Origin of the sequence: Pseudomonas fluorescens (assembly GCF_040448305.1) — a bacterium.
Lineage (GTDB): Bacteria > Pseudomonadota > Gammaproteobacteria > Pseudomonadales > Pseudomonadaceae > Aquipseudomonas > Aquipseudomonas fluorescens_BH.
In genome coordinates this window covers 2,722,243-2,743,927 of sequence record NZ_CP148752.1, presented here as the reverse complement: position 1 = coordinate 2,743,927, position 21,685 = coordinate 2,722,243, and the positions used below count along the sequence as shown (strand labels likewise).

Here is a 21,685-nt window from a genome sequence, read left to right as displayed (position 1 = left end):
CGGGCTTGCTCGCGAAAGCGGTTTTTCGGCCAACATATAAGTTGCCTGACACACCGCCTTCGCGAGCAAGCCCGCTCCCACAGGTCTGTCGATGATCCGGAGATTGTGGTCAGGGCGGATCAAGTTGATCCAGTGCCCCTGGGCTCAAGTTGCAGACCTGATACCTGTCGGCCAGCAGAAACCCCTTGTGGGAGCGAGCCTGCTCACGAAAGCGGTGTATCTGCCAACATCCGCGTTGGATGTGAATCCGTATTCGCGAGCAGGCTCGCTCCCACAGGTCTATCGGTGATCTGGAGATTGTGGTCAGGGCGGATCGAGTTGATCCAGCGCCCGGTTCACCGCCAACTCCCCCAGCATGATCACCTGCGCAATCCCCAGCAGCGCATTGCGGCTCGTCCCTTCCAGATGATCCACCAGATCGTTGGCCATGACATTGGCCGACGCCAGCGACTCACACGCGTGCACCAGCAAGGTTTCGGCACTGAGATCGGGATTGACGATGAACATCGTGCTGGGTGTGCGCGGGGTGGCCATGATCGCAGGGCCGGGGTTGAGGTAATGATCGAGGGCGCGCTCGGCGGCTTCGTGGAGTTTTTTGGAGTCGAGGCTTTCGTATGGGGATGCTGGATCGGTGTCCGGCGGGTTGGGTGTGACCTTGAACATGGCAAGTCTCCGTCTACGAGTTGGAGCTGCTCCATTCGGTTCCAAGCGAAGGGGTGGCAGCTGTACGCAGGTTGGAACCCGGGGTAAACGGAACCCGGCAGACCCTAAGGTCTCCCGCGCACAGCCGCCATAACGGAGTGCACACTTGAAGGTGCGCAGCATATGTTAAGCGGCACGCCTTGTGCCGTTTATTCCTCGGGGTTCCAAGCCCGGTCGCTGAATTGGCAGCGACGCGGGAACGATAAAACCCAGCCCCAAGGCGCACAAGCCGGCGGATTCTGGCGTACCTGTAGGCAACGACGCAAGGTGTTGTAGCTTTCATGAAGTAACGTAGAGCGCACTTAAACAACAACACTAAAACAACGGCAGACGCGCGAATTTTCGCGGCCTAGCAGCGTTTAAATCTGCCTGGAAACACGGGAAATATCCGACGTACTTTTAGGGTTTGTCGTCGGAAATGCGAAGGTTAACGTGGAGGCTGCTGACACGTATCAAACTGGCAACGGAGATCACATCAGTGCGGCTAAAACAGCAAAACAAAACCCTGCATGCAAAAGCCCTGAAACACGCCATCAACGTATTTGGCAATCAACAGTTGGCAAAGGCGTGGCTAAAAAAACCCTGCAAGCCACTGGAAAACCACGTCCCGCAGGAACTGCTCGATGACTCACAGGGATTCCAGAAGGTTGAGGATTATCTGACTCGAATTGAGCATGGGGTCTATCAATAACCCCACCCTCCTATCCCCCAAGGGATATATACACCGTAAAACCCCGATTGCTAGTTTGGCCCCCGACGCACTGATTCATCACTGCAAGGGAGCCCGCCTCGTGAACAACACCCCGCCAAGCGATATCGAATTCTGCAATGTGGTCAAACGCTATGGCGAGGTGCAGGCCGTCAGCGGTCTGGATTTCGCGGTGCGGCGTGGCTCGTTTCATTCCTTTCTCGGCGGCTCGGGCTGTGGCAAGACCACCACCCTGCGCATGATCGCCGGCTTCGAGCAGCCCACCAGCGGCGAGGTTCGTCTGGCCGGCAAAAGCGTGGCCGGTGTGCCGGCCTTCGAGCGGCCGGTGAACATGGTGTTCCAGCATTACGCTTTGTTCCCGCATTTGACCGTGGCGCAGAACATTGCCTACGGCCTGCGTTATCGCAATCCACGCCCGGACAAAAAACAGCAATTGCGCATGGCCGATGAGGCGCTGGAGATGGTGCGCCTGAGCGGCTTCGGCCAACGCAAGCCGAGTGAACTGTCCGGCGGCCAGCAACAGCGCGTAGCCCTCGCCCGCGCCTTGGTCAACAAGCCGACGGTGTTGCTGCTCGACGAACCACTGGCTGCGCTGGACCGCAAGCTGCGCAAGGAGATGCAGTCGGAACTGCTGCGTTTGCAGCGCGAGGTCGGCATCACTTTCGTGCTGGTCACCCACGACCAGGAGGAAGCCCTGTCGATGAGCGACAGCATCAGCGTGATGCACAACGGATCGATCATCCAGACCGCCACCCCGGAACAACTCTACGAAGCGCCGGCCAGTCGCTACGTCGCTGACTTCATCGGCGAGTCCAACCTGTTCGACGGCACCGTGCGCCAGCTCAACGGCAATTCGGTGGTGCTGCGCACCGAGCAAGGGCTGGAACTGACCAGCCCGCTCACCCCCACCGGCAAGGGTCTGAGCGCCAACGCCGCCGGTTGCATTGCGGTGCGGCCGGAGCTGATCAGCATCGCCGGGGCCAACGCCGAGATGGCCCGGGAAGTGAAGCTGCAAGGCTGCGTCGAGGACCGCATTTACCTGGGCAATTCCACCGAGTACCGCGTGCGCACCCAGGCCTTCGGCGTGGTCTGCGTGCGGGTACCGCGCCAGCAGGATCACGGCGCCAATGCATTCGAACACGGCGCGCCAGTGCGCGTCGGCTGGGATCACGCCAATGGGTTGGCCATGGCGTTGTAAATCATCGATTCGTTTCATCAACCGGATGTGGAGCGTGCTATGGACCAGAAGACTTTTATAAAAACCCTGCGCAGCTGGCAGAACGGCTCGATCAGCCGCCGCGAGTTCCTTGGCCGCACGGGCCTGGGGATCGCCGCCGCCGTGGTCGCCACCAACATGCCCGGCCTGCTGACCTCCACCGCTGAGGCCGCCGAGCAAACCAAACTCGGTGATCGCCTGGCGCTGGCGACCTGGCCGAACTACCACAGCCAGGAAAACCTCGACGCGTTCAGCAAGACCACCGGCGCCCGGGTGTCGATGAGTGTTTTCGGCTCCAACGAAGAAATGCTCGCCAAATTGCAGGCCGGCGGCAGTGGCTGGGACGTGCTGGTGCCGACCAACTACACCATCAGCACCTACGTCGGCCTGGGGCTGATCGAGCCGCTGGACCTGTCGCGCATTCCCAACTTCGACGCCTCGGCGTTCCAGCAGAAGTTCATGGCCCAAGGCACGGTGGACGGCAAGGTCTACGCGGTGCCGAAAAACTGGGGCACCACCGGCATGCTCTACGACGCCGGCAAGCTGAAAAACGGTCCCGCCAGCTGGAAAGAATTCTGGGCCGCCGCCCAAGGCCCGGCCAGCGGCCGCACGATCGTTCACGACTACCAATTGACTGCCATCGGCAACGCGCTGAAAAGCTTCGGCTACAGCTTCAACTCTCTGGACCCGATAGAACTGGCCGACGCGGAAAAGCTGCTGATCGAGGTCAAGCCGCACCTGTTCGCGATCAACTCCGACATTCAACCATCAATGCGCAGCGGCGATGCCTGGCTGGCGATGGCGTGGACCGGCGATGCTTCGCAACTGCACCGCGATAACGCGCAAATGCAGTTCGAACTGGGCAAGGAAGGTGGCGAGTTGTGGAGCGACTTTTTCGCCATTCCGAAAAGCTCGGAGCACAAGGACGCCGCCTACGCGTTCATCAATTACCTGCTCGACCCGCAGCACAACAAGCTGGAAGTGCTGAGCCACGGCTACCCGAGCGGCGACAAGCGTGTCGACGCGCTGCTGCCGGTGGCGATGCTCGACGATCCGATCATGTACCCGGCCGCCGAAGCCCTGAGCCCGCTGGAGTTCGGTGCCGCCGCGACGCTGACCAGCCCGGCGCGTGCCGAACTGATGGCGCGTTTCAAGTCCGCCTGATCGCCTGACCATGGCCAATGAGGAGTCACCCATGAATGCCGCCGCCCACCCGCAAACGGTGCAGCCTGGCCATGCCCTGTCGGCCGAGGTTCGCCAACGGCGCAGCCTCGGCCGGCGCATCACCCTGCTAATGCTCTTGCCTTCGACCCTGTGGTTCCTGCTGCTGTTGTTGATGCCGCTGGTGATCATCCTGGTCTTCAGTTTCGGCGAGCGCAGCGCCGTGGGCGGTTACGCCGGTGGCTTCACCCTGGCCAACTACCTGAATCTCGGTTCTCGCGGCGCGGCGTTCAGCAACACGCTGATGCTGGCGCCGCTGGGCACCCTGGTGTGCCTGGTGGCGGCTTATCCATTGGCGTACTTCCTTGCGGTCAAGGTCACGAGGAACCGTTCGCTGTTGCTGACCCTGGTGATCGTGCCGTTCTGGACCAGTTTCCTGATCCGCACCTACGCGTGGATTTTCATCCTCAGCGGCAAAGGCATTCCGGCGCTGCTGGCCAGCCTGGGTCTCGAGGATGTGCGGCTGATCAACACGCCGTGGGCGGTGTTGATCGGCATCGTCTATGGCTACCTGCCGCTGATGGTGTTCCCGATCTACGTCAGCCTGGAAAAACTCGACAAGCGCCTGCTCGAAGCCTCGGCGGACCTGGGCGCCAGTGCCTTCGAAAGCTTTCGCCGGATCACCCTGCCGCTGTCCGCGCCGGGGATCATCACCGGGGTGATGCTGGTGTTCATCCTGTTGATGGGCGAGTTCCTGATCCCGGCCATTCTCGGCGGCGGCAAGGTGTTCTTTGTCGGCAACGCGCTGGTCGACCTGTTCCTGCAATCGCGCAACTGGCCATTCGGCAGTGCGCTGGCCATGACGTTGGTGGCGATGATGCTGCTGATCATCGGCGTGTATTTGAAACTGGTGGCGCGCTACGGCGGCCGCCCTGCCGACGGAGGCCTGTGACATGTGGCTGCGCAGCTATTCAACCTCGCTGTACCTGTTCCTCTATGCGCCGATTGCCTTGATCGTGCTGTTCAGCTTCAACGCCGGGCGCAGTGGCCTGGCGTTCCAGTGCTGCTCGGTGCAATGGTTCGGCACCGCATTCGGCAACCCGTTCATCATGGAAGCCCTGGGCAACAGCGCACTGATCGCCTTCAGTTCGGCAGTGATCGCCACGCTGTTCGGCACCCTCGCGGTGTTCGGCTTGCAGCGCTGCGGCACCAAAGTGCGCTTGCTGTTCGACGCACTGACCTACTGCGCGATCATCGTGCCCGGCATTGTCATCGGCATCTCGACACTGATCGCCTTCATCAGCCTGTTCGACCTGATCAACCCGCTGCTGGCGAGCTGGCTGCCGACAGTGCCGAAATTGAACATGGGGTTCTTCACCGTGATCGCCGCGCACTCGTTGTTCACCATGGCCCTGGTGATGGTGATCGTGCGCAGCCGCGTCGACTCGCTGGACAAGGCCTTGCTGGAAGCCTCGGCGGACCTGTATGCGCCTCCGATGGACACCTTCTGGCGGGTGACCCTGCCGCAGATCAGTCCGGCGATCATGGCCGGGTTCCTGCTGGCGTTCACCTTCAGCTTCGACGATTTCATCATCGCGTTCTTCGTCGCCGGCTCTGAAACGACGTTGCCGATCTACATCTTTTCCTCCATCCGCCGTGGCGTGACACCAGAGATCAACGCGATTTCCACGGTGATCATCTGCGTGTCGCTGGCCCTGCTGTTCACTTCCCGCCATCTGCAAAACCGCCGCACCGGCGTCAAGGAGTCGCACCATGCGTGATCAGCTCTACATCAACGGCGAATGGGTCAGCCCGGACCTGGGCGGTTATCTGGACGTGATCGATCCGGCCACCGAACAGGTCTTCCACCGGGTGGCCGCGGGCACTGAAGAGGATGTCGACCATGCCGTGCGTGCGGCCCGTCGTGCCTTCGACAATGGCTGGGGCCAGACCAGCGGCACCGAACGTGCACAGTGGCTGGAAGCCTTGGCCGATGAACTGGAAAGTGGCCAGCAGGCGCTGGCGGAACTTGAAGTGCGCGACAACGGCAAGCCCCTGCCCGAAGCGCAGTGGGACATTGGCGATGCGATTGGTTGCTTCCGTTACTACGCCGGTTTGGCCCGCGAGCTGGATCAGCAGCAGGATCAGCCGCTGGCCTTGCCGGACGCGCGATTCCGCTGCCGCATCCGCCACGAGCCGATTGGCGTCGCCGGGCAGATCATTCCCTGGAACTACCCGCTGCTGATGGCCGCGTGGAAGGTCGCGCCAGCCTTGGCTGCCGGGGCCACGGTGGTGTTGAAACCGTCCGAACTGACGCCGCTGACCGCCCTGGAGCTGGCGGCCGCTGCCGACCGTATCGGCTTGCCAGCCGGAGTGTTGAACATGGTCACCGGCCTCGGCGCCGACGCCGGCAGCCCGCTCACCGAGCATCCGGGAGTGGACAAACTGGCCTTCACCGGCAGCGTGCCCACCGGGGCGAAAATCATGTCGGCGGCGGCGCGGGACATCAAGAACATCAGCCTGGAACTGGGGGGCAAGTCTGCCTTCATCGTGTTTGATGACGCCGATGTCGAAGCCGCTGTGGAGTGGATTCTGTTCGGGATTTTCTGGAACCAGGGCCAGGTGTGCAGCGCCACGTCACGTCTGCTGGTGCAAGAAAGCATCGCCCCGCGCCTGATCGAACGTCTGGTCGAAGAAACCCGCAAGATCAGCATTGGCCCCGGCATGCAGCCCGGTGTGCTGCTCGGGCCGCTGGTCAGCCAGGGTCAGTACGACAAGGTGCTCGGTTTCATCGACCAGGGCCTGGCCAGTGGCGCCCGTTTGCTCACCGGAGGCAAGCGGCCGGCGCATCTGGCCGAAGGGTATTTCATCGAGCCGGCAATCTTTGATGAGCCGGGGCACAGCAGCATCTTGTGGCGCGAAGAAGTGTTCGGCCCGGTGCTGTGCATCAAGCGTTTCAAGACCGAAGAGCAAGCGGTGCAAATGGCCAACGCCAGCCGCTTCGGCTTGGCTGCCGCCGTGATGAGCGCCGACTTGCAGCGCACCGCTCGGGTCGCCAACCAGCTGCGTGCAGGGATCGTCTGGGTCAACTGCTCGCAACCGACCTTCGTCGAAGCGCCCTGGGGCGGGATGAAACACAGCGGCATCGGCCGGGAACTGGGGCAATGGGGATTGCACAATTACCTGGAGGTCAAGCAGGTGACCGAGTACGTCAGTGAGCAGCCTTGGGGGTGGTACTTGAAGTAAGCAGGTCAACTGTGGCCGGCCGGGGAATTAGCGTTCACTGAAGATCAAAATTGTGGGAGCGGGCTTGCTCGCGAAAGCGCTGGGTCAGGCAATATCTCTGTTGGATGTGCCGGCCTCTTCGCGAGCAGGCTCGCTCCCACAGGGGTTGTGGCCAACCGTGGGATTGGTGGTCACTGAAGATCAAAATTGTGGGAGCGGGCTTGCTCGCGAAAGCGCTGGGTCAGGCAATATCTCTGTTGGATGTGCCGGCCTCTTCGCGAGCAGGCTCGCTCCCACAGGGGTTGTGGCTGGCGTGGGATTGGTGGTCACTGAAGATCAAAATTGTGGGAGCGAGCTTGCTCGCGATAGCGCTGGGTCAGGCAATATCTCTGTTGGATGTGCCGGCCTCTTCGCGAGCAAGTCGGATCGCCGCACCGCCGCTCCCACAGGGATTGTGGTCGGCCGCGGGATTAGCGTTCACTGAAGATCAAAATTGTGGGAGCGGGCTTGCTCGCGAAGGCGGTGGGTCAGCCAATATCTGTGTTGGATGTACCGGCCTCTTCGCGGGCAAGTCGGATCGCCGCACCGCCGCTCCCACAGGGATTGTGGTCGGCCGCGGGATTGGCATTCACTGACGATCAAACTGTGGGAGCAGGCTTGTGACAAGGGGTAATCAACGCGTAACTTGAATGACCTGCCCTTCAAGACACGCCGGAGTTGATCCATGCGCATCGCCTTGCTGTCCGACATGCACCTGTCCGTCAACGCGATCCCTTTTCCCGCTGTGGATGCCGATATCGTCGTGCTCGCCGGGGACATCGCCCGGCCGGCCAAGGCCATCGAGTGGGCCAGAGCCTGCCCGGTTCCACTGCTGTATGTGGCGGGCAATCACGAGTTCTATGGCAGTGACCTGGTCTCCACCTACGAGCAATTGAACAGCCTGTCGCAAGGCACGCAGATCCACGTACTGGAGCGTACGGAGTACGTCCACGAAGGCGTGCGTTTTCTCGGCTGCACCTTATGGTCTGACTATCGCCTGCTCGACAGCCCGGAGGATCGGGCGCTGGGCATTGATCTGGCGACCCAACTGATCCGTGACTTCAGCCACATCAGGATTGCCCCCGACTTTCCGGACCTGTTCACACCAGCCATTTCCCAGTTGGTGTTTCTGCAAACGGTCGCCTGGCTGGAGGACTGCTTCACCCGCGACAGCAGCACGCCCACGGTGGTGGTCTCGCATTTCGCCCCGACGCGGTCGAGCATCAGCCCGACCTTTGCCGGTTCGCCGATCAACTCAAGCTTTGTCTCGGACCTCGAAGCGCGGATCAAAGACTGGCAGCCGGCACTGTGGCTGCACGGCCATACTCATGGCAGCTTCGATTATCGGGTGGGCAACACCCGGGTGGTCTGCAACCCCCGGGGCTATGCCAAGAATGGCATCAATGAAAATCCTGATTTCGATGATGCCTTCGTGATTGATCTGGATTTCTGAGGTAACTCTCGGGTCAGCAGCACCGCGTGTTGCACTTGCCCCGGCCAAAACGCGCTTCCTGACGTTCGCGGAAGAACATCTCATAACTCATGACCGGCTCGCCCGGATGGTTGCGGGCCATTTGCGCCACGTAGTTGTCGTACTCGGGAACACCCACCATCAATCGGGCACTCTGGCTGAACAATCTGGCGACCTGCTGCAGTTTGCGGAACATGGCTGATCTCTCTGTGAGTGTGGGACCTGGCTCATGAAACCGCGCTGATGTATCTGCAATGTGTCCACTTCGGGCGCCTTTGTATGTTCAAGTATCCAGGCTCGCACCCGATGGAACGCCGGCAACCCGCTACACTTTCTTCGCTCCGCCGCGGCACCGAAGCGGCCAAGACCCCTGACTTCTGATCTGGAGGTATCCCATGAGCGACAGCAGCGAACTCACCACCTTTACCGGCTGGGCCGCCACGGCAGCGGGCGCGCCACTGGAACGCTACAGCTACGATCCCGGTCCGTTGGCCAGCGATGAGGTGGAAGTCGCCGTGGAATATTGCGGCGTCTGCCACTCCGACCAGTCGCTGATCGACAACGATTGGGGCATCAGCCGCTACCCGTTCATCCCCGGCCATGAGGTGGTCGGTCGTATCGTGCGCCTGGGCGACCAGGTTCGCGGTCTGGAAATGGGGCAACGGGTGGGCATCGGTTGGTACAAGGGCAGTTGCATGCATTGCGCCTCGTGCATCGAAGGCTCGCATAACCTGTGTCGCACCGTGCAACCGACCATCATCGGCAGCAACGGCGGCTTTGCCGACCGCATTCGCGCGCACTGGGCCTGGGCCCTGCCGATCCCGGCCGGGCTCGATCCGGCGATGGCCGGGCCGTTGTTCTGTGCCGGCTCGACCGTGTTCAACCCGCTGCTGGAATTCGGCATCAAGCCCACCGACCGGGCCGGCGTGGTGGGCATCGGCGGCCTCGGTCACCTGGCGCTGCGCTTCCTTAACGCCTGGGGCTGCGAAGTCACGGCGTTCACCTCATCGCTGAGCAAGCAGGACGAAGCCAAGCGCCTGGGCGCGCACAAGGTGGTCGCCTCGACCGATACCGATGCGCTCAATGCCATTGCCGGCACCCTGGATTTTCTCCTGGTCACCGCCAACGCCAACCTCGACTGGAGCGCCATGCTCGCCACCCTGCGCGGCAAGGGTCGCCTGCACTTTGTCGGCGTCGTGCCCGATGCCATCCCCATGCACGTGTTCGAACTGATTCCCCAGCAAAAAACCATGTCCGCCTCACCAGTCGGCTCCCCGGCCAACACCGCGACCATGCTGGAGTTCTGCGCACGCCACCAGATTGTGCCGCAGGTGGAGATGTTTCCCATGAGCCGGATCAACGAGGCCATCGATCATTTGCGCAGTGGCAAGGCGCGCTACCGCGTGGTGCTGGACGCCAGTCAGTGACAGGCGACGAACGAAGAGAAAGGGCCGCTTGTTCAAGCGACCCTTTTTTTGCCCTCAGGGATTGGCCACTTGCAGCGGCGGCGCTGGCATGTGCGGGTCATTCCAGGTGAACCGATAGGCTTTGCCGGCCTCTTGCGGCAGACATTTGCCGTTGTCGGCAGCCGCGCCCACGATCGACCAGTTCGCCCGGGAGTTTTCCCCCAGCTCACGGGCCGCTTCGGGATTGAAGCACTGGTTCAGCACGTCATCGGGCACCAAAGCGTAGGCCTTGGGGTGTTCGCGCAGGTACAGCGCGGCCTTTTCGATGGTCGAATTGTCCATGCCGAAATGTACGATCGGCTGCCGGGCGAACAACCAGTGCCCCTCCTCCCAGTTGACCAGCACCAGATCGGCGCCCTGGGTCATGGTCGCAGCCTGGGTCATGAGCACCTGATCAACGTTGGTGCCGTCCTTGAGCGGTTCGATGAAACCACGGGCGAACCACAACGCGAACCAGGTCGCCACCAGTGCCGGGAACACCCGACGCAAACGCGGGTGGCGTTTGAACCAGCGCTTGAGCAGCCACGGGATCAACGGCGCGGCGACCAGCACCAGCCCAGGCAGCGCCGGGTAGATGTACAACTTGCGCTTGCCCGTGCTGATGCAGAAAAACAGCACCACCAGCAGCACCCAACCGAGCAATACCAACACCCGGCCATCGCGTTTTTGTAGCTGACGGCGCCAGGCCGGCACCAGCCATGGCAGTACCAACACCAACGGCAGCCAGTACTGCGGAATCACCTTGGTGAAGAAATACCAGAACGGTTCGCGGTGATGCCACGCGGCGGCATAGCGGCCTGCGGTCTGACGCAGGAGGATCTCCCGCGCATAGGCAATTTCGTCTGCGCTGCCATTGAAGAGAATGGACAAGGCCAGGGGCAACAGCCAGATCGCAATCGCCGCGAGCATCACTGCAAACCCCAGCAACCACTTGCGCACTTCACCTGGCATCGCCACCACACCGGGCCAGCCTTTGCGCACCCCATAGGCGTATGGAATCAGCAACAGCGCCGGCAGAAAACCCACGCCTTTGGTGATCACGCCAATGCCCATGGCCGCGCAACCCGCGTAGAACCAGCGCCACGCAGGTCCCAGCAGCAGGTGCCGCGCCAAGCCGTACAGGCCCAGGGAGGTGAACAGAATCAGAAAGCTGTCGATCTGACCGGTGCGCAGGATGCTGTAGGTCTGGTACGTCGCCAGGTACAGCAGCGCGGCGTTGCGCCCGGTACGCTGGGTCCACAGGCGACGGCCCAGGTCATAGACCATCGCCGTGACCGTCACCGCCGAAAACAGTCCCGGGATATAAAGGGCGATGTTGGGCTTGCCGGTCAGCCAGGTGAAGAACGCCACCGTCCACATGAAAATCGGTGGCTTGTCGCCGTAGATCTCGGCGGCCCGGTGCGGGATCAGCCAGGAACCGTTCTGCAGCATCTCCAGCGCGACACCGAGGAAGCGCTCCTCGTCCACATTCTGCGCCTGACGCAGCCCCATTCCCGCGCCGATCAGCAACAGGGCAAGCAGCATCAGGCCCAGGCACTCGACCCTGGGCGACAACGATCTACGCATTGCTTATTCCTTTACGCTTCTGCTTTTGGCAATCAATTGCAGGTTGCGAAAATAGACGAGGGAGCCAAAGGCCTGCCCGACGATGAACACCGGGTCCTGGCGGTAAATGGCGTAGGCGAGCAACAAGGTGCTGCCGACGATGCTCAGGTACCAGAAGTTGGTCGGGATCACGCTGCGTTTCTTGTACTCGCTGTACAACCACTGCAAGACAAACCGCCCGGTAAAGGCAGCCTGCCCGGCAAAACCGACCAGCAGCCACAGGGTTTCACGGGTCAGAATCATCCTTCGAGCTCCTGGGCCTGGGTGTTCAGGCGCGTGCGTTTGATCAGCCACCAGACGCCGATCAGGTCAAGAATGCCAACCAGCGCGCGGTCGAGATTGCCGTATTTCGACACCCCGGCCGTGCGCGGCCGGTGGTTGACCGGGTGCACGATCATGCGCCCGTTATGGCGCTGGATCAGCGCCGGAATGTAGCGATGCATGTGGTCGAAGTACGGCAGGCGCAAGAACGCCGCGCGCTCGATCAGCTTCAGGCCGCAACCGGTGTCCGGAGTGGCATCCTTGAGCAGACGCCGACGCAGATTGTTGGCGAAGCGCGAGGCGTAGCGTTTGCTCGCGGTGTCGCGGCGATTGACCCGATGCCCGGCCACCAGTTGCACATCGACCTTGCCCGGTTCGCCGCGCACCAGTGCGAGCATGCCAGGAATGTCCGCCGGATCGTTCTGACCGTCGCCATCGAGGGTCGCCAGCCACAGCCCGCGAGCCTCCCGTGCGGCGTGGTACAGCGAGGTGCTCTGCCCCAGCGACCGCTCGTGATGCAGGATGCGCAGAGTGTTCAAGCCGTTTTGGCGAATCTGCCGCAGCTCATGCAGGGTCCCGTCGGTGCTGCCATCGTCGACCACGATGATTTCGTAAGCCTCGTCGGCCAGCGCCACGCGAATTTCCTCAAGCAATGGCTTGAGGTTGTTTGATTCGTTCTTGGCGGGAATCAGTACGGATACAAAAATGTCTTGGCTCATGAGGACTCTCTCGCCCTTTTTGATTTTTCGAGATCAGAGGCGAATGCTTCAAATCCGGTAGAACTGCCGATACCACTTCACAAATGCTCTTACGCCGGTTTCCAGGGTCACCTGCGGGCTGAAACCCACCCACTCGGCCAGTGCCGAGACATCGGCCCAGGTCTTGACCACGTCACCGGCCTGCATCGGCAGGTAGTTGCGCCGGGCCTGCAGGTCCAGGGCTGATTCCAGGCACTCGACGAAATCCAGCAACGCCACCGGCATGCCGCGACCGATATTGAAGAGCCGGTTGACCCCGGCGACAGAGCCTTCCGGCACCGGAGGCCTTGGGCGCAGTCGGGCGATCCCTTCGACAATGTCGTCGACATAGGTGAAGTCGCGGGACATCTGCCCCTGGTTGTAAATGTCGATGGGCAGGCCTTTGAGGATGGCGTCGGTGAACTTGAACAGCGCCATGTCCGGTCGGCCCCACGGGCCATAGACGGTGAAAAAGCGCAGGCCACTGGCTTTCAGGCCATACAGGTGGCAGTAACTTTCAGCCAGCAGTTCATTGGCGCGCTTGCTGGCGGCGTACAGTGAAACGGGATGTTCGACAGGGTCCTCGACACTGAACGGCAGCTTGCTGTTGGCGCCGTACACCGAGCTGCTCGAGGCGTAGATCAGATGCTCGGGGCGATGGTGCCGACAGGCTTCGAGCACATTGAGGAAACCCACCAGGTTCGATTGCCCATAGATATCCGGATTGTCCAGCGAGTAGCGCACCCCGGCCTGGGCGGCCAGATGCACCACCTCGGTAAAAGCGTGCTCCTGAAACAGGCTGATCAGGGCCGGTTTGTCGACGATGTCCATTTTCTGGAAACGAAAACCCGGCAAAGTCTCCAGCACCTTGAGGCGTGCCTGCTTGAGTTCCACGTCGTAGTAGTCGTTGAGGTTGTCGATACCGACGACCTCCTGACCCTCGCGGCACAAGCGCTGGACCGTATGAAAGCCGATGAAACCGGCCGCACCGGTGACCAGGACGGTCATGGGAAACGCGCCGGCGACTGCGTCGCAATCGACGCGAGGTTACTGCTCCGGACCCTCGTCAACTTCATGTGTAGTCCCTGCTTATGGCGTCATTCGCGCACGGTTGCGTTATGAAGCTTATAAAACAGACACATTTCAGTTTGGATAACGCCTCGCACTACCTCGGAAAAATAAAATATCTGGCCGAAAACACCGCGGCTATCTGGCCGATCCGCCATGGGGTTTGTAAAACCGGAACAAGCCGATATCCACGGTCCAGATGTATTCCCTGGCCCAATCCGGCTTGACGGTACGATCATGGAAATACAGGGCACCCTGGGTACGATCCGGCAGCTCCTTGTTCAGGGCCTTGCGCGCGATTTCCTTGGCCATCGCGTAAGGCACCTCTTCCTGGACCGAATCGGATTTGCCGTCACACCACCAGGAAAACTCGCAGCTCTTGGTCTCCGAACCTTGCTTGACCACTTTGCACACCGTGTCTGGAAAGCCCTCGTGACCCAGGCGATTCATGACCACATTGGCCACCGCCTCCATGTCGGCGGCGTCCTTGCCCCTGGCTTCCCAGTAAATGGACCGGGCCAGGCAGGTGATCGCATCGTCCAGCGGCGCGGCGCCCGCCGGGTCGACGGCCTGGACTTCGGACGGGGTAATCGCTTCAGCCTTGGGCGCCGGTGCGGGGCTTTTATTCTCGGCGGCTTTCTGTTCCAGCACCTCGGCCTTGTTCTCGGCCGCTTGCTGTTTTTGCGCTTGATCCGCAGCGGACACCGGGCCGGCAAGCAACGTCAAGGCGAGGCAAGTGGCGATCCAGTCGAAGCGCATGGTCGGTGTCACTCGGTGAGTGGTTCAATTGAGTCTAGTAGTGAAATGATTTCGCCCACCCCACTACACTCTGGATAAATCCGTTGTCTTGGATGGGCCAACTTCGCGCATCATGGGCGCAATCTGCTCAAGGGGGATTTTCATGGGTTTCATTTCATCCGCAATGCGTTTGGCCGGTGTGTCACTGGGCCTGGTATTCGCCGCTAACGCCGTGGCGGCCGACGAAGCGCAATTGGTCGAATCGATCAATGTTTACCGCAGCCAACTGCAGCGCTGCGCCGGCCAGGTTTCATCGGAGCTTCCGCCGCTGTCGGCCGACCCGCGCCTGGTGCTGACCGCCCCAAGCATCGGCAATCTGCAGCAGGCCATGGCCACTGCCGGTTATCCCATGAAGAATGTGCAGGCCATCAGCCTGTCCGGGCCTCGCGATGCGGCGTCGGCGATGAAAGCGATCCAGGAGAGTTTTTGCCAGATCGTTCTTGACCCGCAATTCGTCGATGTCGGCGTCAGCCGCCAGGACAATCAGTGGCGCATCGTCGTGGCACGACCGTTGTTGAGCGCACGCCTGGGCGACTGGCAGACCGAGGGCCAGAAGCTGCTCATCGAACTCAACGCAGCACGGGCCAAACCGCGTCAATGCGGCACACAGTCATTCAATGCGACCGCGCCATTGGCCTGGAACGCCATACTGGGCACGGCCGCCGAAACCCACTCCCGCTCCATGGCCAACAACAACTACTTCGATCACAAGGACCGCGACGGCCGCACCCCGGGTGACCGCGCGGAATTGGCAGGCTACAACTTCCAGCAGATCGGCGAAAACATCGCCGCCGGGCAAGACAGCGTACGCAAGGTGGTCGAAGGCTGGCTGACCAGCCCCGGTCATTGCGCCAACCTGATGAACCCTCAGTTCCGCGAACTGGGCGCGGCGTATGCAACCGATCCGAAGAGCGATGCGGGGATTTACTGGACGGCGGTGTTTGGGGCTCAGTAAAGACAAGACTCTGTGCCCTTTAAGAAAACTTTTGTGGCGAGACTGAAGTCCTTGGCGCACAGAGTGTGTCGCGGGCGGACTCTGCAGCCGATGGTGTACATATCCGTTTCTTTGGTAACGGCGGGTGACGGTTCCGCTTTTACAGCGGGTCACTTTGAAAAGCGGAGCGCCGCCCGGCGCAAAGTAACCAAACGCTTTTGCCCCTGACGTACGGTGCCTCGCCTAGGCTCGGCATGCCCTCGCTCCGGTCCTGCTCCGTGGGCCCGCCGCGATCGGCCATCCATGGCCGTACGCGGCTAACCCGGCATCCATGCCGGGTTGCCCACTGCGCAGAACCTGCGCTCGGCCTTCCGACGGGGCAGATCAAGATCAAAAGCCAGAGCTACTCCGTACCTGTAGGAGCGATGCTTGCTCGCGAAAAACGTCTGAACAACGCGATCATTCAGACAGCACGCGTTATCGTTGACGTCCATCGCGAGCAAGCTTCGCTCCTACAGGGAAATGAGTTCATTTGCGATCAGGTCGGCTGTAAGGCCGCCTCGCTTTTGCTGTTGCGGTGCACGCCCCCTCGAGAGGCCGAGTGGAGGTTCTGCGTAGTGGGCAACCCGGCATGGATGCCGGGTTAGCCGCCGCCGGCCATGGATGGCCGATGGCGGCGGGCCCACGGAGCAGGACCGGAGTGAGGGAATGCCGAGCCTTGGCGAGGCACCGAACGTCAGGGGCAAGAGCCCTTGGTTACTTGGGGCTCTTCCAAGTGACCCGCCGTAAGGGCGGAACCGTTAGTGGCCATTACCGCAAAAATGGATGTTCACCCAATCCAATCCATACATACGCCTCAAAGTGAACTGGAACCCTTTAATGACTTGCCATCAGTGGCTACTCATCCCGGCCGCATGCATCAACATCCGCAACGCCCCCGCCACCACACCCAAGGCAACCACGCTGCCCAGCCAGATCACCACCAGCCATCCCAGGCGCTTGTACCAAGGCGCCGGTGCTGGTTCACGGGAATCAATGGTAGCCATCGCCAATCCTCACTTTGCCGCGGAACACGTAGTAGCTCCAGACCGTGTACATCAGGATGATCGGCAGGATGAACAGCGCGCCGATCAGGATGAACAGCTGGCTGGTCGGTGGTGACGCCGCTGCCCACAGGCTGATCGACGGCGGCACGATGTTTGGCCAGATGCTGAACGCCAGGCCGATGTAACCGAGAAACACCAGCATCAGGGTGAAGGCGAACGGCCAATGGGTGTGGCGCTGGCGCAGGGTCTTGAGCAAGCCGAACATCGCCAGCAAGGCCAGCACCGCCAGGCCACCGAACACCGCCAGGTGCGCATGGGCAAACCAGCGGGTGGCGATTTCCGGATGCAGGATTGGCGTCCACACGCAGATCACGCCGATCACCGCCAACAGCAGCCAGGCCAGGGGCCGGGTGAACAGGCGCATCCGCGATTCGAGCATGCCTTCGGTCTTGACCAGCAGCCAGGTGCTGCCGAGCAGCGCATAAGCGACGATCAGACCGACTCCGCAGAACAGCGGAAAGGGTGCCAGCCAGTCCAGCGAACCACCGGCGAACTGGCGGTCGACCACCGGGATGCCGGCAATGTACGCACCGATCACCACGCCTTGGGAGAAAGTCGCCAGCAGCGAACCACCGATGAACGCCATGTCCCAGACATGCCGCTTTTCAGGGCTGGCTTTGAAACGGAACTCGAACGCCACACCGCGAAAAATCAAGCCGCACAACATCAGGATCAGCGGCAGGTACAACGCTTCCAGAATCACCGAATAGGCCAGCGGGAACGCGCCATACAGCGCCGCGCCGCCCAGCACCAGCCAGGTCTCGTTGCCGTCCCAGACCGGTGCCACGGTGTTCATCATCACATCGCGTTCCTTCGCATCCGGGATCAGCGGAAACAGAATGCCCAACCCCAGGTCGAAGCCGTCCATGATCACGTACATCATCACGCCGAAGACGATGATCACGCCCCAGATCAGCGATAAATCGATACCTTGAATACCCATGACTCAACTCCCTTCCTTCAATTGACGCGGGCGTCGGTTTCGAGGATTTCAGCGTCGGCGGACAGCGGCCGGCGCGGTGTGATGACCTGATCGGAATGCCCGTCGGCGGCATGCCCGTGATGGGGCTGCGGCCCTTTGCCGACCAGTTTCATCATGTAGCCGATGCCCACCGTGAACACCGAGAAGTAGATCACCACGAACAGCGCCAGCGAGATGCTCAATTGCGCGACACTGTGATTCGACGCGGCATCGGCGGTACGCAGCAGGCCATACACCACCCACGGCTGGCGCCCGACTTCGGTAGTGATCCACCCGGCCAACATGGCGATCAGGCCACTTGGTCCCATCCACAGCATCAGGCGCAGGAACCAGCGATTGCGGTAGATGGCGCCGCTGCGGCGCAGGGCCAGGCCGAGCACGCCGGCCAGCACCATCAACATGCCGAGTCCGGCCATGACGCGGAAACTCCAGAAGACCACCGTCGCATTCGGCCGATCCTCTTTCGGGAAGCTCTTGAGCGCCGGGATCTGCTTGTCGAGGCTGTGGGTCAGGATCAGGCTGCCCAGGTAGGGAATTTCGATGGCGTATCGGGTCTTCTCGGCCTGCATGTCGGGGATGCCGAACAGCACCAGCGGCGTCGCTTCGCTGCCGTTGTTTTCCCAGTGCCCTTCGATGGCCGCGATCTTCGCCGGTTGATGTTCCAGGGTGTTCAAGCCGTGGGCGTCACCGACCACTGCCTGGATCGGGCAGACGATCAAGGCCATCCACAACGCCATCGACAGCATCTTGCGCACTTGCTTGGTGTCGTTGCCGCGCAGCAGGTGCCACGCCGCCGACGAGCCGACAAAGAACGCCGTGGCCACGAACGCTGCAATCGCCATGTGCGCCAGGCGGTACGGAAACGACGGGTTAAACACGATGGCCAACCAGTCCAGCGGCATCACCCGACCGTCGACGATCTCGAAGCCCTGGGGTGTTTGCATCCAGCTGTTGGAGGCAAGAATCCAGAACGTCGAAATCAGCGTGCCGATGGCGACCATGACCGTCGAGAAGAAGTGCAAGCCGCGCCCTACCCGGTTCCAGCCGAACAGCATGACCCCGAGGAAACCGGCCTCAAGGAAGAACGCCGTGAGCACTTCATAGGTCAGCAAGGGCCCGGTGATGCTGCCGGCGAAGTCGGAGAAACGGCTCCAGTTGGTGCCGAACTCGTAGGCCATGACCAGCCCCGAGACCACGCCCATGCCGAAGTTGACGGCGAAGATCTTCGACCAGAAATGGTAGAGATCGCGGTAGGTGTCGTTGTGGGTCTTCAGCCAAAGCCCTTCGAGCACCGCCAGGAAACTGGCCAGCCCGATGGTGATGGCGGGAAAGATGATATGGAACGAAACCGTGAACGCGAATTGCATACGCGCCAGGTCCAGTGCCTCCAGGTTAAACATGTCGATATCCTCATCGCGGCTGAAAAACGGCGGCACACGGCCGGGCCACCGTCAGGCCGGGGGGCCTGCAGCCAACACAAGTCGAAAGGGTCAGGTGAGCGGCTTTGGGCCGCCCCCGGTACTAGGCGGCGGAAGTCGAAATCAGGTTGCTGGCCTTCGCCTGTTCCAGCCGGATGGCGATGAACTTGGAAGTCGGGGTGAAGGTGCGATCACCGTAACTTTCCAGCGGCACCAACGGGTTGGTCTCCGGGTAGTACGCCGCCGCCTGACCGGCCGGAATGTCGTAGGCGATCAGGGTAAAACCGCTGACCCGACGCTCGCGTTCGTCGTCCCACAGCGCCACCAGGTCGACCTTCTGCCCAGGCTCGAAACCCAGCCGGCGAATGTCCTGCTCGTTGGCGAACACCACGTCGCGCATGCCGTACACCCCACGATAACGGTCATCCAGGCCGTACAGCGTGGTGTTGTACTGATCGTGGGAGCGCATGGTCTGCAGAATCAGGTGCGGCTTGACCGCCAGGTTGCGCACGCCCTCGCTGATCAAGTGCTCCGGCAACACGCTCGGGGTGAACTGGGCTTTGCCGCTGGCGGTTTTCCAGATGCGCTTGGCCGCGTCGTTGGGCATGTGGAAACCGCCCGGATGCAGCAAGCGCCGGTTGAAATCCTCGAAGCCGGGAATGGTGTCGGCAATCATGTTGCGGATGCGACCGTAGTCGCCGATGGCCCAGTTCCAGTCGATCGGGTGCTTGCCCAGGGTCGCGGCGGCGATACCGGCAATGATCGCAGGCTCGGAGCGCAGGTGTTTCGACTTCGGTTTCAGTTGGCCGTGGGAGATGTGGATCATGCTGAAGGTGTCTTCCACGGTGACGCCTTGCGGCCCTTCGGCCTGGATGTCGATGTCGGTGCGGCCCAGGCACGGCAGGATCAGCGCTTCACGACCGGTGACCAGATGGCTGCGGTTAAGCTTGGTGGCGATGTGCACGGTGAGGTCGCATTTGCGCAACGCGGCGTGGGTGCGCGGCGTGTCGGGGGTGGCCTGGGCGAAGTTGCCGCCCAGGGCGATAAACACTTTCGAACGCCCCTGCTCCATCGCGCCGATCGCCATCACGGTGTTGTGACCATGCTCGCGCGGTGGCTTGAAGGAGAAGCGTTTTTCCAGGGCATCGAGCAAATCCGCAGGCGCCAGTTCGTTGATGCCCATGGTGCGGTCGCCCTGCACGTTACTGTGACCGCGCACCGGCGACAGCCCCGCGCCGGGACGGCCGACGTTGCCGCGCAGCAGCATCAGGTTGATGACTTCCTGCAGCATCGGCACCGAGTGCGTGTGCTGGGTCAAGCCCATCGCCCAGCACATGATCACCCGCTTGGACCGGGCGTACATGTGGGCGGCGAGTTCGATGTCAGCCAACGTCATGCCCGACTGCTGCTCGATGTGCTCCCAACTGGTGGCGTCGACTTCCCCCAGGTAGGTACCCATTCCCGAGGTGTGTTCGGCGATGAACGCGTGGTCGAACACCGGCTCGCTGCCGTTGACCTGTGCTTCGCGCTCCCACTGCAGCAGGAACTTGACCATGCCGCGCATGACCGCCATGTCACCGCCCAGTGCCGGGCGGAAGTACGCGGTGTTGGTCGGCTCGGAGCCGTTCAGCAGCATTTCGATCGGGTGCTGTGGATGCTGGAAGCGCTCCAGTCCACGCTCCTTGAGCGGGTTGATGCAGATCACCTGTGCGCCGCGCTTGACCGCTTCGCGCAAGGGCTCGAGCATCCGCGGGTGGTTGGTGCCGGGGTTCTGGCCGATGACGAAGATCGCATCGGCATGCTCCAGGTCGTCAAACACCACGGTGCCTTTACCCACGCCGAGGCTTTCGATCATGCTCACCGCGCTGGCTTCGTGGCACATGTTGGAGCAGTCCGGGAAGTTGTTGGTGCCGTAGGCGCGGACAAACAGTTGATAGAGATAGGCGGCCTCGTTGCTGGCCCGGCCCGAGGTGTAGAACTCGGCCTGATCCGGCGATTCCAGCGCATTGAGGTGCCGGGCGATCGTCGCGAACGCTTCGTCCCAGGTGGTTTCGACGTAGCGGTCGGTGGCCGCGTCATAACGCATCGGGTGGGTCAGGCGGCCCTGATACTCCAGCCAGTAATCGCTCTGCTCGGCCAGCGCCGAGACGCTGTACTTGTTGAAGAAGGCCGGGTCGACCAAACGCCCCGTGGCCTCCCAGTTAACCGCCTTGGCGCCGTTCTCGCAGAACTTGACCATGCCGTTTTCCGGCGACTCGCCCCAGGCACAACCGGGGCAGTCGAACCCGCCGTTCTGGTTGGTCTTGAGCATGGCGCGAATGTTCTTCAGCGCGTTTTCACTGCCCAGCCAGTTCTTGGTAACAGCGATCAGCGCCCCCCAACCAGCGGCGGCACCTTTATAGGGTTTGTATCGGTCGACTTGAGACATGGTACTTCTCCGTGACAATGCACACAGGCTTCGACCTGATTCAGGTCATTGCTCGATTTGACGGAGAAAGCATATGAATGGCGTTTAATTATTGTCTAATCGCTATTTATGACCACATTATCGAAACGCTCTATCACGGATATTTTTTGTTATTTTTCAATAGCCTGAAATCCATTACAGCTCTTATTAAAACAAAATAAAGTTCATCATAGATCCGGTCGATCACCCGGTCATCAATAGTGATTGGACGCCAGCCAAAGTTGCTCTTAGCCTGCGCTCAACAAATCCGTTATTAACGGAATTCATAACTGTAGGAGCGAGCCTGCTCGCGATGGACCCAAGAGCACCGCGTGTAACCA

General features: G+C 61.3%; 20 protein-coding genes. 9 read left to right on the top strand and 11 right to left on the bottom strand.

Annotated features, from left to right (window positions below; genetic code table 11):
* Nucleotides 1-303: 303 nt before the first annotated feature.
* Nucleotides 304-663 carry a DUF6124 family protein gene (locus WHX55_RS12500; protein ID WP_353742734.1) on the bottom strand — a complete coding sequence of 120 codons (360 nt, stop codon included), beginning with the start codon at nt 661-663 and terminating at the stop codon, nt 304-306.
* A gap of 517 nt (nt 664-1,180) precedes the next feature.
* Here WHX55_RS12500 and WHX55_RS12495 point away from each other — a divergent pair.
* The 7 genes from WHX55_RS12495 (at nt 1,181) to WHX55_RS12465 (ending at nt 8,505) form a co-directional block, all read left to right on the top strand.
* The gene (locus WHX55_RS12495; protein WP_353742733.1) at nt 1,181-1,393 is read left to right on the top strand and encodes an MbcA/ParS/Xre antitoxin family protein; all 213 of its coding nucleotides are present in this window, start codon (nt 1,181-1,183) and stop codon (nt 1,391-1,393) included.
* Between the two features lie 100 nt (nt 1,394-1,493).
* Nucleotides 1,494-2,609: an ABC transporter ATP-binding protein gene (locus tag WHX55_RS12490; RefSeq protein ID WP_150759439.1), complete on the top strand. Its 1,116-nt coding sequence runs from the start codon at nt 1,494-1,496 to the stop codon at nt 2,607-2,609.
* A gap of 39 nt (nt 2,610-2,648) precedes the next feature.
* Complete coding sequence (locus WHX55_RS12485; protein ID WP_150754609.1) at nt 2,649-3,791, top strand: spermidine/putrescine ABC transporter substrate-binding protein; 1,143 nt, start codon at nt 2,649-2,651, stop codon at nt 3,789-3,791.
* A gap of 31 nt (nt 3,792-3,822) precedes the next feature.
* A complete protein-coding gene (locus WHX55_RS12480) occupies nt 3,823-4,740 on the top strand; it encodes an ABC transporter permease (RefSeq protein ID WP_102670073.1) in 918 nt (305 codons plus the stop codon).
* 1 nt (nt 4,741) lies between these two features.
* On the top strand, nt 4,742-5,569 hold the full coding sequence (locus WHX55_RS12475; protein ID WP_150754607.1) for an ABC transporter permease: 828 nt from the start codon (nt 4,742-4,744) through the stop codon (nt 5,567-5,569).
* Nucleotides 5,562-7,034, top strand: a complete 1,473-nt coding sequence (locus WHX55_RS12470; protein ID WP_353742732.1) for an aldehyde dehydrogenase family protein — start codon at nt 5,562-5,564, stop codon at nt 7,032-7,034. Before WHX55_RS12475 ends, WHX55_RS12470 begins: the two co-directional genes overlap by 8 nt.
* 703 nt (nt 7,035-7,737) lie before the next feature.
* Entirely contained in the window at nt 7,738-8,505 is a 768-nt protein-coding gene (locus WHX55_RS12465) for a metallophosphoesterase (protein WP_353742731.1), read from the top strand.
* A gap of 13 nt (nt 8,506-8,518) precedes the next feature.
* Here the strand turns inward: WHX55_RS12465 and WHX55_RS12460 are convergent, their stop codons facing one another.
* On the bottom strand, nt 8,519-8,719 hold the full coding sequence (locus WHX55_RS12460) for a CstA-like transporter-associated (seleno)protein (protein WP_150724196.1): 201 nt from the start codon (nt 8,717-8,719) through the stop codon (nt 8,519-8,521).
* A gap of 199 nt (nt 8,720-8,918) precedes the next feature.
* On the opposite strand from WHX55_RS12460, the gene WHX55_RS12455 reads away from it, so the two are divergent.
* Complete coding sequence (locus WHX55_RS12455) at nt 8,919-9,950, top strand: NAD(P)-dependent alcohol dehydrogenase (RefSeq protein ID WP_150754603.1); 1,032 nt, start codon at nt 8,919-8,921, stop codon at nt 9,948-9,950.
* A 54-nt stretch (nt 9,951-10,004) separates the two neighbouring features.
* Here WHX55_RS12455 and WHX55_RS12450 read toward each other — a convergent pair whose 3' ends face one another.
* From WHX55_RS12450 to WHX55_RS12430, 5 genes are all read right to left on the bottom strand, one after another.
* Complete coding sequence (locus tag WHX55_RS12450; protein WP_353742730.1) at nt 10,005-11,555, bottom strand: glycosyltransferase family 39 protein; 1,551 nt, start codon at nt 11,553-11,555, stop codon at nt 10,005-10,007.
* Nucleotides 11,556-11,558: 3 nt separating this feature from the next.
* Nucleotides 11,559-11,837 (bottom strand): lipid-A-disaccharide synthase N-terminal domain-containing protein, encoded by a 279-nt coding sequence (locus WHX55_RS12445; protein ID WP_150754601.1) that lies wholly within the window; start codon nt 11,835-11,837, stop codon nt 11,559-11,561.
* Nucleotides 11,834-12,574: a glycosyltransferase family 2 protein gene (locus WHX55_RS12440; protein WP_150754600.1), complete on the bottom strand. Its 741-nt coding sequence runs from the start codon at nt 12,572-12,574 to the stop codon at nt 11,834-11,836. The genes WHX55_RS12445 and WHX55_RS12440 overlap by 4 nt, the downstream gene beginning before the upstream one ends.
* Before the next feature lie 48 nt (nt 12,575-12,622).
* On the bottom strand, nt 12,623-13,600 hold the full coding sequence (locus tag WHX55_RS12435) for an NAD-dependent epimerase (protein ID WP_150759449.1): 978 nt from the start codon (nt 13,598-13,600) through the stop codon (nt 12,623-12,625).
* A 198-nt stretch (nt 13,601-13,798) separates the two neighbouring features.
* Nucleotides 13,799-14,419 (bottom strand): cell wall hydrolase, encoded by a 621-nt coding sequence (locus tag WHX55_RS12430; protein WP_150724202.1) that lies wholly within the window; start codon nt 14,417-14,419, stop codon nt 13,799-13,801.
* A 142-nt stretch (nt 14,420-14,561) separates the two neighbouring features.
* On the opposite strand from WHX55_RS12430, the gene WHX55_RS12425 reads away from it, so the two are divergent.
* The gene (locus WHX55_RS12425; RefSeq protein ID WP_353742729.1) at nt 14,562-15,413 is read left to right on the top strand and encodes a CAP domain-containing protein; all 852 of its coding nucleotides are present in this window, start codon (nt 14,562-14,564) and stop codon (nt 15,411-15,413) included.
* 869 nt (nt 15,414-16,282) lie between these two features.
* On the opposite strand, the gene WHX55_RS12420 is transcribed toward WHX55_RS12425, so the two are convergent.
* From WHX55_RS12420 to WHX55_RS12405, 4 genes are all read right to left on the bottom strand, one after another.
* Nucleotides 16,283-16,438 carry a DUF2474 domain-containing protein gene (locus WHX55_RS12420; protein ID WP_353742728.1) on the bottom strand — a complete coding sequence of 52 codons (156 nt, stop codon included), beginning with the start codon at nt 16,436-16,438 and terminating at the stop codon, nt 16,283-16,285.
* A complete protein-coding gene (gene cydB, locus WHX55_RS12415; RefSeq protein ID WP_353742727.1) occupies nt 16,425-17,441 on the bottom strand; it encodes a cytochrome d ubiquinol oxidase subunit II in 1,017 nt (338 codons plus the stop codon). Before cydB ends, WHX55_RS12420 begins: the two co-directional genes overlap by 14 nt.
* Before the next feature lie 17 nt (nt 17,442-17,458).
* Nucleotides 17,459-18,880, bottom strand: coding sequence for a cytochrome ubiquinol oxidase subunit I (locus WHX55_RS12410; RefSeq protein ID WP_150724206.1), 1,422 nt, complete (start codon nt 18,878-18,880; stop codon nt 17,459-17,461).
* 121 nt (nt 18,881-19,001) lie between these two features.
* Nucleotides 19,002-21,326 (bottom strand): FdhF/YdeP family oxidoreductase, encoded by a 2,325-nt coding sequence (locus tag WHX55_RS12405; protein WP_353742726.1) that lies wholly within the window; start codon nt 21,324-21,326, stop codon nt 19,002-19,004.
* Between the last annotated feature and the right edge of the window lie 359 nt (nt 21,327-21,685).